Below are 13158 nucleotides of genomic sequence, written 5' to 3'. Positions count from 1 at the left end.
GTTCCGTGGCGGGGCGGGGCCCTACAGCCAGGACGCGAACTCCAGCAGTACCTCCGCCTGCCCCCGCCGCCCGCGGCGCAGCGCCTGCGTGCCCGAGGCGACGGCGCGGAACAGCGTCCAGCCGCGCACCCGGTCCCGGTCCACCTCCAGCGAGTCCGCCAGCTTCGTCACCCGCCGCCGTGCCGTGGACGCCCCCGCGCTCGCCGCCACCAGATCGTCGAGCCGGTCGAGCACAAGCCCCGCCAGGTCGTACGCCCGCTCACCCACCAGCGGGTGCGGGCCCACCACCAGCCACGGTGTGCGCTCGCCGGACAGCACCTTGCCCTGGCGGAACTCCCCGTGCAGGAGCAGCAGTTCGGCCTCCGAGGCGACCAGCTCGTCCCGCGCCGCCAGCGCCGCGTCGACGAGCGGACGCATCGCCTCGTCCACCGGCCCGACAGCCGCCGCCAGCCGTGCGGACCGCTCCGCGACCGTCTCGAAGGACCGCTCGGCGGGCGGCTCCACCCACAGCTTGCGTACCGTCCCCGCCGCCTCCAGGAGCGCCTTCGCCTCCGGCAGCGACCGCAGTGACACCTCCGGGTGCAACCGCTCCATGAGCAGCGCCCCGTCCTCTTCGGCGGGCCCGTGCAGCAGCCTGCACGCCCCCCAGCCGTCCCAGCACGCGAGCGCCGCCGCCTCCGCCTTTGGGCAGGTGCCGGGCGCGGCGAGCTTCAGCGTCGCGGGCGTCCCGTCGGCCCGCCGGACGAGGGCCACCAGACTCGAACGGCCCCCCGGCGCCAGCAGCCGGTCGACGGTCAACTCCCGCCGCTGCACGGCCTGTTCGAGCCGTACGGGCAACTCCGCCAGCCACTCCTCGACGGCGGCCGCATCCTCGTACGTCGCCTCGCCCAGCGCCCTGACGAGACGCTGCGGCGGTTCAAAAGACAGGGGCGACATACGTGCGTGCATCCTTCCGGCCTGCGGACTGCTCTGGTACGGCTCGGCTCAGGTCTGCGGGGTCGCAGACGCCGAAGCGGGCTCGTGCCGCTCGGCGAGCCCAGGGAAGGCTACGCTCCCGCCGCGCCAGCGCACCGCCCGCACCGCTGCCTCCCGCAGCGCGTCCGCCGCCGCCCGGCGCCGCGCGTCCTCCGTCGCCCGTACGAGATCCGCGTACACCCCGGCCACCCGGTCCTCCAGCTGCGCCGCCAGGCGGGCCGCGGCGGGGGAGTCCGGCACCGGGAACGGCAGCGCGTAGGCCGCCTCCGCCTGCGCGGGCGTGCCGCCCAGGTCCCTGACCGTGCGCTGCAGTTCGTCGCGGCGGGCCCGGTGCGCGTCGTACGCGGCGCGCGCCTCGTCCCTGCGGCCCTTGCGGATCCGGCCGCCGACCACGCCGTAGCCGTAGATCGCGGCGTGCTCCGCGCGCAGCGCCGACTGGTACGCCTCGATGCGCTGATCGGTCTTCCCGGAACTCATCGGCCCGCCTCGCTCAGCAGGTACGCGTGCGCATCCCCGGCGGCCGCCACGGAGGCGAACAGCCTGGCCTGCTCGCCGGGCACGTCGGTCAGCGCGGTCCGCCGGCCGTCCGCCAACTGCCGCTCCGCACCCGCGAGTTGGGCGAGCGCCGCCTTCTTGTCGCCCGGCACCTCGGGTGCCTTCCGCGTCGGCGACGGGGAGCCCGAAGGGCCGGTCTCCGCACCGCCGAACGCCTTCGCGTGCCGCGCGACCTCGGCGCGCAGCGGGCGCAGCCGGTCGGCGAGCGCGGGGTGGGCGGCGATCACGGCGTCGTATCGATTCAGCAACTCGGCGCTGTCCCCGGCCGCCCGCGCCCGGGCCTGCTCGGCGGCGGCGGACCGCTTGTCGGACGCGTCCGCGCCGCCGCCCGAGCACCCGGCGAGCAGCACGGTCCCGGCGGCCCCGGCGGCCGACACGAGCAGGGCCCTGCGCCCCGGCCCCGGGGGAATCGGCCGGTCACTCCCGGCGCGCGACGGCAAGGTGAAGGGCACGGCAGACGTCCTCATGAGCTCGTACGGCAGAGAAGAGAAGGTGTTCCGCGTCCAGCGGGCACGCCCGCGATCACCGTACCGTCGGTCCGACCCGGTGGACGGCAACACCCTGTGCGACCGGATACGCTTTGACCTGACACGCAGACCTGAACGGCAAACCACAACAGCACACGCGGCCGAGGAGTCACCCGGATGAGCACCACCCAGAGCGAGAGGCTGCGGGACCTGCTTGAACCGCTCGTCACCTCCAAGGAACTGGATCTCGAAGAGATCACCGTGACCCCGGCCGGCAAGCGCCGCGTGCTGCGTGTGGTCGTGGACTCGGACTCCGGGGTCTCCCTGGACACCTGCGCCGAGTTGAGCCGCGAGCTCTCCCAGAAGCTGGACGACGCCGACGCCATGGGCGAGAGCGAGTACGTCCTTGAGGTGACGTCGCCCGGAGCCGACCGCCCGCTCACCGAGCACCGCCACTACGTCCGCGCCGTGGACCGCCTCGTGAAGTTCCAGCTGACCGCCGAGGCCGGGGCCGGAGAGCTGACCGCGCGGATCCTGAAGGCCGACGACGAGGGTCTCGACCTGGAGGTGCCCGGCGTGAAGGGCCGCAAGCCCACCGCCCGCCGCCTGGCCTTCGCGGACATTGACAAGGCGCGCGTGGAGATCGAGTTCAACCGCAAGAACAAGCCCGCCGGTAACACCGAGAACACAGAGGAGGCGTAGCCGTGGACATCGACATGAGTGCCCTGCGGGGTCTGGTCCGGGAGAAGGAGATCTCCTTCGACCTGCTCGTCGAGGCGATCGAGTCGGCCCTCCTCATCGCCTACCACCGCACCGAGGGAAGCCGCCGCCACGCGCGCGTGCAGCTCGACCGCCACAGCGGGCATGTGACGGTCTGGGCGAAGGAGGAGGCCGCCGAGCTCGAAGAGGGCCAGGAGGCCCGGGAGTTCGACGACACCCCGTCCGGCTTCGGCCGGATCGCGGCGACCACGGCGAAGCAGGTCATCCTGCAGCGCCTGCGGGACGCCGAGGACGACGCGACGCTCGGCGAGTACGCGGGGCGCGAGGGCGACATCGTCACCGGTGTCGTGCAGCAGGGCCGCGACCCGAAGAACGTCCTGGTCGACATCGGAAAGCTTGAGGCGATCCTGCCGGTGCAGGAGCAGGTCCCGGGCGAGACGTACGAGCACGGCATGCGGCTGCGGTCGTATGTGGTGCGGGCCGTCAAGGGCGTGCGCGGTCCGTCGGTGACTCTTTCGCGTACGCATCCGAACCTGGTGAAGAAGCTGTTCTCGCTTGAGGTCCCGGAGATCGCGGACGGTTCGGTGGAGATTTCGGCCATCGCGCGCGAGGCCGGCCACCGCACCAAGATCGCGGTCCGCTCGACCCGCTCGGGCCTGAACGCCAAGGGCGCCTGCATCGGCCCGATGGGCGGCCGGGTGCGCAACGTCATGGCCGAGCTGAACGGCGAGAAGATCGACATCGTCGACTGGTCCGACGACCCGGCCGACATGGTGGCCAACGCGCTGTCCCCGGCCCGGGTCAGCAAGGTCGAGATCGTGGACCTCGCCGCCCGCTCGGCGCGGGTGACCGTGCCGGACTACCAGCTGTCGCTCGCCATCGGCAAGGAGGGCCAGAACGCCCGCCTCGCCGCCCGACTCACCGGCTGGCGCATCGACATCCGCCCGGACACCGAGCAGCCGCAGCAGGACCAGGGCTGAGTCCGGGACAGGACCAGGGGCTGAGTCCGGGACAGGACAGGGCCGACCGGGCCGGTCACGCGCGGGAATGCATCGCGTACACCCGGTGTTGACGAGATCACGCCGGGTTTCGCTGAGATCAAGACGACAGCCGTTCGATTTCTCCCCCAAAGGGGTGAGGTCGGTGCGGGGAGGTAGACTTAAGCGTGTCTGGCCGGACGCATGCCGGAGCATGCCCTGAGCGAACCTGTGTGGGATGCCGGGAGCGGGCGGCCAAGACCGATCTGCTGCGGATCGTGCTGGCCGAGGACGAAGGCGCCGAGGGCTCCGGAAAAGGAGTCCGCCTGGTCCCCGACCCTCGCGGTACGCTGCCCGGCCGGGGTGCGTATGTACACCCCGCCCTGGTCTGTCTTGACATGGCGGTCCGCCGCCGAGCGTTCCTCAGGGCGTACCGCGTCCGTGGTCCGCTCGACACCACGGATCTCAGCCGGTATGTCGGGCAGGCACAACCGTAAGAACGTCACCGCACGGAACCGCCGTGCAGTGCTGGTACCTCGCGAGTTGGAAGTAGGTCGAGATTGCGATGAGCACTCGATGAGTACGCGATGAGTACGCCCATGAAGTAGCGACGGTCCGGCGGTAACCGGACCTAAAAGGAGCGAAGTGGCTAAGGTCCGGGTATACGAGCTCGCCAAGGAGTTCGGAGTTGAGAGCAAGGTCGTCATGGCCAAGCTCCAGGAACTCGGTGAGTTTGTCCGTTCGGCGTCCTCGACGATCGAGGCGCCCGTTGTTCGAAAGCTGACTGACGCGCTGCAGTCCGGCTCCGGTGCCGCAGGCGGTGGCAAGAGCGCCGCCAAGCCCGCCGCGCCGCGCAAGGCCGCACCCGCGAAGCCGTCGGCACCGTCCCCCGCGCAGGCCGCGAAGCCTGCCGCCCCCAAGCCCGCACCGGCCCCCAAGCCGGCCGCGGCCGAGAAGCCCGCGGCGCCCGCGCCGACTGCGCCGACTGTGCCGACTGTGCCGTCACCGGGTCCGCGTCCCACGCCCGGTCCGAAGCCCGCGGCGGCGCCGAAGCCCGCCCCGGCGGCCCCGGCGCAGCCCGAGTTCAGCGCGCCTCCGGCCGCTGCGCAGGGCCCCAAGCCCGGCGGTGAGCGTCCGGCTCCGCGCCCCGGCGCCCCCAAGCCCGGCGGCCGTCCGGCCCCCGGTCAGGGCGGTCAGGGTCAGGCCCGTCCCGGTGCCCCGCGCCCCGGTGGCGAGCGCGGTCCGCGTCCCGGTGGTCGTCCCACCGGTCCGCGTCCGGGCAACAACCCCTTCACCTCTGGTGGCTCCACCGGCATGGCGCGCCCGCAGGCGCCCCGTCCGGGCGGCGGACGCCCCGGCCCCGGCGGGCCCGGCGGCCCCGGTGCCCCCGGCGGCGGCCCGCGTCCGCAGGGTCAGGGCGGCGGCCAGGGTGGTCCCCGTCCGCAGGGTCAGGGCGGTCCCCGTCCGACTCCGGGCAGCATGCCCCGTCCGCAGGGCGGCGGCGCCGCAGGACAGGGTGGTCCGCGGCCTGGCGGCGGTAACCGTCCGAACCCGGGCATGATGCCGCAGCGTCCCGCGGCCGGTCCCCGTCCCGGCGGCGGCCCCGGTGGTGGCCGTGGTCCCGGCGGCGGCGGTCGTCCCGGTGGCGGCGGCGGTCGTCCCGGCTTCGCCGGTCGTCCCGGCGGTCCCGGTGGCGGTGGCGGCGGCTTCGCCGGCCGTCCCGGCGGCGGTGGCGGCGGTCGTCCCGGCGGCTTCGGTGGCGGCGGTGGCCGTCCCGGCTTCGGCGGACGTCCCGGTGGCCCGGGTGGCCGCGGTGGCACGCAGGGCGCCTTCGGCCGTCCCGGCGGTCCCGCGCGTCGCGGCCGCAAGTCGAAGCGGCAGAGGCGCCAGGAGTACGAGGCCATGCAGGCCCCGTCGGTCGGCGGCGTGATGCTGCCTCGCGGCAACGGCGAGATCGTTCGCCTGTCGCGCGGTGCCTCCCTCACCGACTTCGCCGAGAAGATCAACGCCAACCCGGCGTCGCTCGTCGCGGTGATGATGAACCTCGGCGAGATGGTCACGGCCACGCAGTCCGTCTCCGACGAGACGCTGACGCTCCTCGGCGACGAGATGAACTACACCGTTCAGATCGTCAGCCCCGAGGAGGAGGACCGCGAGCTGCTTGAGTCCTTCGACCTGGAGTGGGGCGAGGACGAGGGCGGCGACGAGGCCCTGGTCTCGCGTCCGCCGGTAGTGACCGTCATGGGTCACGTCGACCACGGTAAGACCCGCCTCCTCGACGCCATCCGCAAGACGAACGTCGTCGCGGGCGAGGCCGGTGGCATCACCCAGCACATCGGTGCCTACCAGGTCGCGACCGAGGTCAACGGCGACGACCGCCGCATCACCTTCATCGACACCCCCGGTCACGAGGCGTTCACCGCCATGCGTGCCCGCGGTGCCAAGTCGACCGACATCGCGATCCTCGTGGTGGCGGCCAACGACGGTGTGATGCCGCAGACGATCGAGGCCCTGAACCACGCCAAGGCGGCCGACGTGCCGATCGTGGTCGCGGTCAACAAGATCGACGTCGAGGGCGCCGACCCGACCAAGGTGCGCGGTCAGCTGACCGAGTACGGCCTGGTGGCCGAGGAGTACGGCGGCGAAACGATGTTCGTCGACATCTCCGCCAAGCAGGGTCAGAACATCGACTCGCTGCTTGAGGCCGTCGTCCTCACCGCCGACGCCTCGCTCGACCTGCGGGCCAACCCGGAGCAGGACGCGCAGGGCATCGCGATCGAGGCCCACCTCGACAAGGGCCGCGGTGCGGTTGCCACCGTCCTGGTCCAGCGAGGCACGCTGCGCGTCGGTGACACCCTCGTCGCCGGTGACGCGTACGGCCGAGTCCGCGCGATGCTCGACGACAAGGGCGAGAACGTCGAGGTCGCCGAGCCGTCGACGCCGGTCCTGGTCCTCGGTCTGACCAACGTGCCGGGCGCCGGTGACAACTTCCTGGTGGTCGACGAGGACCGTACGGCCCGTCAGATCGCCGAGAAGCGCGCCGCCCGTGAGCGCAACGCCGCGTTCGCCAAGCGCACCCGCCGGGTGTCCCTGGAGGACCTCGACAAGGTGCTCAAGGCCGGCGAGGTCGAGCAGCTCAACCTCATCATCAAGGGCGACGCGTCCGGTTCGGTCGAGGCCCTGGAGTCCTCGCTGCTGCAGCTGGACGTCGGCGAAGAGGTCGACATCCGCGTCCTGCACCGCGGTGTGGGTGCCGTCACCGAGTCGGACATCGACTTGGCGATGGGCTCCGACGCCATCGTGATCGGCTTCAACGTGCGCGCCGCCGGGCGTGCCACGCAGATGGCCGAGCGCGAGGGTGTGGACGTCCGGTACTACTCGGTCATCTACCAGGCGATCGAGGAGATCGAGGCGGCCCTCAAGGGCATGCTCAAGCCGGAGTACGAAGAGGTCGAGCTCGGCACGGCGGAGATCCGCGAGATCTTCCGCTCGTCCAAGCTGGGCAACATCGCCGGTGTCCTGGTCCGCTCCGGAGAGGTCAAGCGCAACACCAAGGCGCGCCTCCTCCGCGACGGCAAGGTCATCGCCGAGAACCTCACGATCACCGGTCTGCGCCGCTTCAAGGACGACGTCACCGAGATCCGCGAAGGCTTCGAGGGCGGTATCAACCTCGGAAACTTCAACGACATCAAGATCGACGACGTCATCGCGACGTACGAGATGCGCGAGAAGCCGCGCGGCTGATCGAGCAACGAGCCGGGGCCGGTCGACGGGAAATTTCCGTCGATCGGCCCCGGCCGTTCCGTGTACGGTTTGGATGTCCCTGCCAAGCGTCGCAGGGCCCTCCATCCCGTACCGGCGGGTCATCCGGACAACACATGTATGTGGGGACTCTGTCCTTCGATCTGCTCCTCGGCGACGTACGGTCCCTGAAGGAGAAGCGTTCCGTAGTCCGCCCCATCGTCGCCGAGCTGCACCGGAAATTCGCCGTGAGCGTGGCGGAGGTCGGCGAGCAGGATCTCTACCGCAGGGCCGAGATCGGCGTGGCGATGGTGTCGGGGGACACGGGGCATCTGTCGGACGTACTGGACCGGTGCGAGCGGTTGATGGCCGCCCGGCCCGAGGTGGAGCTGCTGTCGGTGCGTCGGCGGCTGCACGGCGACGACGACTGACACGCAACGCACCCTGCACGTACGAGAAAAGCAAGCAAAAAGGGAGACGGACCAGTGGCCGACAACGCGCGGGCGAAGAAGCTGGCGGACCTCATCCGAGAGGTGGTCGCCGAGAAGCTGCAGCGCGGAATCAAGGACCCGCGCCTCGGTTCGCATGTGACGATCACCGACACCCGGGTCACCGGTGACCTGCGGGAGGCGACCGTCTTCTACACGGTCTACGGCGACGACGAGGAGCGGGCCAACGCGGCCCGCGGCCTGGAGAGCGCCAAGGGCGTGCTGCGCAGCGCGGTGGGCGCGGCGGCCGGGGTGAAGTTCACCCCGACCCTGACGTTCGTCGCGGACGCGCTGCCGGAGAACGCGAAGACCATCGAGGACCTCCTCGACAAGGCACGCGCCTCCGACCAGGCGGTACGTGACGCGTCCTCGGGCGCCGCGTACGCCGGTGAAGCCGACCCGTACCGCAAGCCGGGCGAGGACGACGCAGACGACGCGGACGAGGCGGGCGACGCCTCCGCATGAGCAAGCAGAACAGCGGCAACGGCGGCGGCGCGACGCCGGACGGCCTGATCATTGTCGACAAGCCGTCCGGTTTCACCTCGCACGACGTCGTCGCCAAGATGCGCGGCATCGCCCGCACCCGCCGGGTCGGGCACGCCGGCACGCTCGACCCGATGGCGACGGGCGTGCTCGTGCTCGGCGTGCAGCGGGCCACGAAACTCCTCGGCCACCTCGCGCTGACCGAGAAGGAGTACCTGGGCACGATCCGGCTCGGCCAGAACACCGTCACCGACGACGCGGAGGGCGAGATCACCTCGTCCACCGACGCGTCCCAGGTGAAGCGGGACGCCATCGACGCCGCGATCGCCCAGCAGACCGGCGACATCATGCAGGTCCCGTCGAAGGTCAGCGCCATCAAGATCGACGGCAAGCGCTCCTACAAGCGGGCCCGAGAGGGCGAGGACTTCGAGATCCCGGCGCGGCCGGTGAAGGTCTCCTCGTTCGCGGTGTACGACGTGCGGGACGCGGTCGCCGAGGACGGCACTCCCGTACTCGACCTGGTCGTCTCCGTCGTCTGCTCCTCCGGTACGTACATCCGCGCCCTGGCCCGTGACATCGGCGCCGATCTCGGCGTGGGCGGGCACCTGACGGCGCTGCGGCGCACCCGGGTCGGCCCGTACAAGCTGGACGCGGCGCGGACCATCGACCAGCTCCAGGAGGAGCTGACGGTGATGCCGGTCGCCGAGGCCGCCGCGGCCGCGTTCCCGCGCTGGGACGTGGACGCGAAGCGGGCGCGGCTGCTGCTCAACGGGGTGCGGCTCGAACTGCCCGACGAGTACGGCTCGCAGCGGGCGGTCGCCGTGTTCGACCCGGACGGGCGGTTCGTGGCGCTCGTCGAGGGGCAGGGCGGCAAGGCCAAGAGTCTGGCCGTGTTCGGCTGAGTGCTGAGCGATCAGGCGGGGCGGGTCCGGTTTCCGGGCCCGCCCTTCGTCGTACCGGGGCGTTTCACTCCAACGAGTAGGCGCGCGGGGTGAATCCGGGGTGTGTGAGGGGCGCATCCGGTTGATCGCCTGCGCCGCTGATCACGGGCGGCCTACGGTCGGTCACGCGGCTGTGGGGAGGTTCGAGGAATGGCGGCACAGGACTCCCGGTCCGGCAGTGCGCAAGGGCTTGAGCACGCGCTGGTCCGGATCTGCGACCTGGCCGGACGGCCCAGAGGCGCGGGTTTCGCGGCGGACGAGCTCGGCACGGTGATCACCAGCCACGAGGCCGTCGACGGCCAGGACCGGCTCGTGCTGCACGCGCCCGGCGGACACCGCTGTGTCGTCGACGCCCCGCAGGTCGTCCCCCTGCCGGAGGCGGGCCTCGCGCTCGTGCGCACCCGGGGTCTCGACGTACGGCCGCTGCCGGTGACCGTGCGGGAGACGGTCGGGACCGGGGCGTACGTGACGATCGCGGCGCAGGGCTGGCGGCAGGCGCGGGTCCTCGGCAGTGGGGCGCGGGTTACCTATGCGACGCGCGAGCGGCGCCATCTGCTGCCCGGCGCAGTGGAGTTGGCGGTCGGCACGGACGGCAGCGACGCACTGCGGGCCGGTGGGGGAGCGGCCGGCGGGCCCGTCGTCGACGCGGAGACGGGAGCGGTGCTCGCGGTGCTCGGCACGGCGCTGCAGCCGGAGAGCTACGGGGCCGGGGGGTATGGGGCCGGTGGGTGCGGGGCCGGGGGGTACGGGGCCGGTGGGTGCGGCTTCGGGGATCCGGTGGACGCCGCCGTGGTGGTGCGCGCACCGGGGCTCGCGGTGCCGCTGCGGCGGGCTGCCGCCGCGGACCCGGGCGGCCCGCTCGCCGAGCTGCTCGCGCGCAACGCGGCGACGGTGCCCGCGTACGGGAAGGACCTGAACGTCGCCGGGGCGCTGCAGCTGACCGCCACCTCGGTGGGGTCCGACGGGCCGCGCGCGGAGGAGCGGATCGTCGAAAGGGCCGCCGTGGAGGCCGCGTTGACGCGGTTCCTCGCGGTCCGGGGCGCCGCCGTCCTCGCCCTGGTCGGGGCGCCCGGCAGCGGGCGTACGACGGAACTCGCCGCGCTCGCCCGCCGCCGCGCGCGGGGCGCGGCGCCCGCCCCCACGCTGTGGCTGCGCGGCGCGGGCCTGTGGGCGGACGACGCGTCGGTGGCGGACGCGGTGGCGCGGGCGCTGGCGGACGCGGGGCGGATCGTGGCGGCGTCGGCGGAGGGCGGCCGGGAGCTCGGGGACATCTCCGTGGACCGGGTCACACGGCTGGTCCGGGACGCGGGCCGGCCCCTGCTGATCCTGCTCGACTCCCCGGAGGAGATGCCACCCGTCCTCGCCCACCGGCTCGCCGACTGGACGGCGGGCAGCACGGCCTGGCTCCGCGACACGGACACACGCCTGGTGGTGGCGTGCCGCGCCGAGTACTGGGAACAGGCGGGGCGGCTGTTCCCGGAGGGGGCGTTGTACGGGGAGGCGGGGGAGGCGGGGGAGTCGGGTTCGGGGGGTTCGGGGGGCACGGCCGGTGCGCCGGGCTCGGGGGGCTTCGGGGATGCGGCTGGTTCGGTCGGGTCTGGGGATGCGGCTGGTTCGGTGGGGCGGTCGGTTTTCGCGGAGCAGTCCGTGTGGGTGGACCCCTCGGGCCCCGCGTACGGGAACCGTGCGGGCGGCCGGCCGGGGCCTGCCCGTCCGTCGGCTCGGCCGGGCGGGGCCGCGCCCGGGCCCACCCCGCGTGCGCCCGGGGCGTCCGTGCTGCCGCCCTGCGTGGTCCTCGGGGCGCTCGATGCGGAGCAGGCGGCGCGGGGCCGGGCCATGTACGGAATCCCCGAGCACGCCGTGTCGGACGCGGTCGCCGCGCACCCGCTGGCGCTGCGGCTCCTCGCCGAGGTGCGGGCGGCCGTCGCCGGGGAGCCGGAGGGCAGGCCGGGGCGCGAGGAGATCCTGGGCGCGTACCTCGACCTGATGTGCCTGCGGGTCGCCGTGCGGATCGCCGTCCCGCACCGGGTCCGCGGTACGGCGGTACGGCGGCTCGCCGCGCAGGTCGCCGGGCGGGTGCACGACGCGGCCAGGCGGTGCCTCGGGCCGGGGCAGGGGGAGCTGGACCGGGCGTCGTTCGAGGCGGTGTTCCCGTGGGCCGGCGGGGTCGCCTCCGCCGTCCTCACCGAGGGGCTGCTCGTGCCGGCCGGGGGCGGCTACCGGTTCGCGCACGAGGAGCTGGCCGACTGGATCCAGGGCGCGCACCTCGACCTCGACGGCGCGCTGCACTCCCTCGTGCACCGGTGGCGGGACGGAGGCTCGGCTTCCGGCGGGCGCCCGCTGCCCGTGCCCCGGCACCGTATCGGGCCCGTCGTGGAGGCGCTGCTGCTGCTCGGGCGGCAACAGGGGCACGCTCAACTGGGCGCCCGGCTCGCCGAGTTGGCGGAGGCGGTCGACGAGCTCGCGGACCGGACGGGGGCCGGAGGCCGGGCGGCGGACGGGGGCCGGACGGGGCCCGAGGGCCGGACGGGGACCGGGAGCCGGGCAGCGGCCGGGGGCGGTGCAGGGGCCGGGGGCCGCACGGGGGCCGGGGGCCGTACGGATGCCGGGGGCCGGGCGCGTGCCACCGGGCGGCAGCGGGCCGACGCCGCCTGGTGGGCCGAGCGCCTGCTGTCCGGCGTACTGCTGCGCGTGCCGGACGCCCGGCCGTACCTCGGCGTGCTGCGGCCGCTCACCGAGCGGATCGCGCGGCGCGGCGCCCCGGGCGAGTCACCGGTCGAGGGGTTCGAGGTGTTCGGGCCCGCGTTCTGGCGCCGGCTCGCGCTGCCCGACGCGGACCGCATGGACCTGCTGCGCCGGCTCGTCGTCGCCGACCCCGAGCCGGGCGCCGAGCACGGCGGCGACCGCTTCCTGGACGCCGTCGGGGAGTGGCTGCGGGACGCGCCCGGCACCGTACAGCCGCTGCTGACCCGGTGGTTCACCGACGAGCGGGCGCTGCACGCCGCGCCGGACGCCACCGTGGCGCGCGCCGCGCAGGCGCTGCTCCACACCCACCGGCACCGGGCCGTCGACGAGCTCACCGAAGCCCTGGCCGACTGCTCGCACCGGCGCGGCGACGAGCTGCTCGCCGCGCTCGCCGAGGAGGAGCCCGGTGCCATCTGCCGGGCCGTGGAGCGCTGGACGCACGACGCGCGCGCGGACCGGCGGGTCACGGCCGCCGCGTGCGCGCTGCGGACCGCCCCGCACGTCCGGGCGGAGGCCGACCGCGCCCTGCTGCGGTACGCCGCGCTCGCCCTGCTGGACCGGCCCGCCGACTGTGCGCTGCACGGGGCGGCGCTCGCGCTCCTGGTCCGCGACCCGGAGACCCGTGACCGGCACCTGGCGCTCGCGCTGCGCCGGTTCGCGGCAGGGGACCCGCAGCTGCCGGCGAGCGCGCTGGCCGTGGCGGTCGGTACGCATCCGGAGACGGTGCTCGGTGCGTTCCGGGAGCGGCTGCACGAGCCGGGGCCGGTCTCCGTGGATGTGCTGCGGGCTCTCGCCGAGCTGTCGGAGCCGGGGCTCGCGGGGCGGGTGGGGGAGGTTGTACGGGAGTTTCTGTCGGTGCGGCCGGAAGGAGCGGAGGTGGTACGGGAGCTGCTTCCGGACCACGTCCCGCCCCGTCGTCTCGGCGCGCCCCGCTGACCCCGGTTCCCCGCACCCCTGGCCGGGCCCCGACAGGGGCGCGGGGAACAGCCCCTCCGCGAGGAGCGGGGGTCCGGGGGCGGAGCCCCGAGGTTGCCGGGGGGAGGGGCAGCCGATGCGAGCGTCAGCG

The 13158-nt window shown here is 73.9% G+C and carries 11 protein-coding genes; 8 read left to right on the top strand and 3 right to left on the bottom strand.

Annotation, left to right across the window (positions count from 1 at the left end):
* Positions 1-21 precede the first annotated feature (21 nt).
* From QIS99_RS19325 to QIS99_RS19315, 3 genes are read right to left on the bottom strand one after another with little or no spacing between them, the layout of a single operon-like run.
* Entirely contained in the window at positions 22-927 is a 906-nt protein-coding gene (locus QIS99_RS19325; protein ID WP_282514874.1) for an aminoglycoside phosphotransferase family protein, read from the bottom strand.
* A 57-nt stretch (positions 928-984) separates the two neighbouring features.
* Complete coding sequence (locus QIS99_RS19320) at positions 985-1452, bottom strand: ferritin-like domain-containing protein (protein WP_282514798.1); 468 nt, start codon at positions 1450-1452, stop codon at positions 985-987.
* Positions 1449-1982, bottom strand: a complete 534-nt coding sequence (locus QIS99_RS19315; protein ID WP_408909592.1) for a hypothetical protein — start codon at positions 1980-1982, stop codon at positions 1449-1451. The genes QIS99_RS19320 and QIS99_RS19315 overlap by 4 nt, the downstream gene beginning before the upstream one ends.
* Positions 1983-2174: 192 nt before the next feature.
* Between QIS99_RS19315 and rimP the strand changes: the two genes are divergently transcribed.
* The 8 genes from rimP to QIS99_RS19275 all read left to right on the top strand — a co-directional run bounded on the left by rimP (position 2175) and on the right by QIS99_RS19275 (position 13028).
* Positions 2175-2699: a ribosome maturation factor RimP gene (rimP, locus tag QIS99_RS19310; RefSeq protein WP_282514796.1), complete on the top strand. Its 525-nt coding sequence runs from the start codon at positions 2175-2177 to the stop codon at positions 2697-2699.
* 2 nt (positions 2700-2701) lie between these two features.
* Positions 2702-3697: a transcription termination factor NusA gene (nusA, locus tag QIS99_RS19305; RefSeq protein WP_282514795.1), complete on the top strand. Its 996-nt coding sequence runs from the start codon at positions 2702-2704 to the stop codon at positions 3695-3697.
* A gap of 185 nt (positions 3698-3882) precedes the next feature.
* A complete protein-coding gene (locus QIS99_RS19300) occupies positions 3883-4191 on the top strand; it encodes a YlxR family protein (RefSeq protein ID WP_282514794.1) in 309 nt (102 codons plus the stop codon).
* A 148-nt stretch (positions 4192-4339) separates the two neighbouring features.
* Complete coding sequence (gene infB / locus QIS99_RS19295; RefSeq protein ID WP_282514793.1) at positions 4340-7438, top strand: translation initiation factor IF-2; 3099 nt, start codon at positions 4340-4342, stop codon at positions 7436-7438.
* A gap of 134 nt (positions 7439-7572) precedes the next feature.
* Positions 7573-7866, top strand: coding sequence for a DUF503 domain-containing protein (locus QIS99_RS19290; protein WP_282514792.1), 294 nt, complete (start codon positions 7573-7575; stop codon positions 7864-7866).
* A gap of 54 nt (positions 7867-7920) precedes the next feature.
* Complete coding sequence (rbfA, locus tag QIS99_RS19285; RefSeq protein WP_282514791.1) at positions 7921-8388, top strand: 30S ribosome-binding factor RbfA; 468 nt, start codon at positions 7921-7923, stop codon at positions 8386-8388.
* Entirely contained in the window at positions 8385-9308 is a 924-nt protein-coding gene (truB, locus tag QIS99_RS19280) for a tRNA pseudouridine(55) synthase TruB (RefSeq protein WP_282514790.1), read from the top strand. The genes rbfA and truB overlap by 4 nt, the downstream gene beginning before the upstream one ends.
* A gap of 189 nt (positions 9309-9497) precedes the next feature.
* Entirely contained in the window at positions 9498-13028 is a 3531-nt protein-coding gene (locus QIS99_RS19275) for a serine protease (RefSeq protein ID WP_282514789.1), read from the top strand.
* The last annotated feature ends 130 nt before the right edge of the window (positions 13029-13158 follow it).

Origin of the sequence: Streptomyces solicavernae (genome assembly GCF_029968095.1) — a bacterium.
Taxonomy (GTDB): Bacteria; Actinomycetota; Actinomycetes; order Streptomycetales; family Streptomycetaceae; genus Streptomyces; species Streptomyces solicavernae.
Note: the sequence above shows the minus strand (reverse complement) of the source record. Positions and strands in the feature narration are given on the sequence as shown.

Excerpts from the sequence above, each read along its gene's own strand:
- rimP (WP_282514796.1), top strand. The coding sequence starts at position 2,175 with ATGAGCACCACCCAGAGCGAGAGGCTGCGGGACCTGCTTGAACCGCTC.
- QIS99_RS19320 (WP_282514798.1), bottom strand. The coding sequence starts at position 1,452 with ATGAGTTCCGGGAAGACCGATCAGCGCATCGAGGCGTACCAGTCGGCG.
- QIS99_RS19275 (WP_282514789.1), top strand. The coding sequence starts at position 9,498 with ATGGCGGCACAGGACTCCCGGTCCGGCAGTGCGCAAGGGCTTGAGCAC.
- truB (WP_282514790.1), top strand. The coding sequence starts at position 8,385 with ATGAGCAAGCAGAACAGCGGCAACGGCGGCGGCGCGACGCCGGACGGC.
- QIS99_RS19290 (WP_282514792.1), top strand. The coding sequence starts at position 7,573 with ATGTATGTGGGGACTCTGTCCTTCGATCTGCTCCTCGGCGACGTACGG.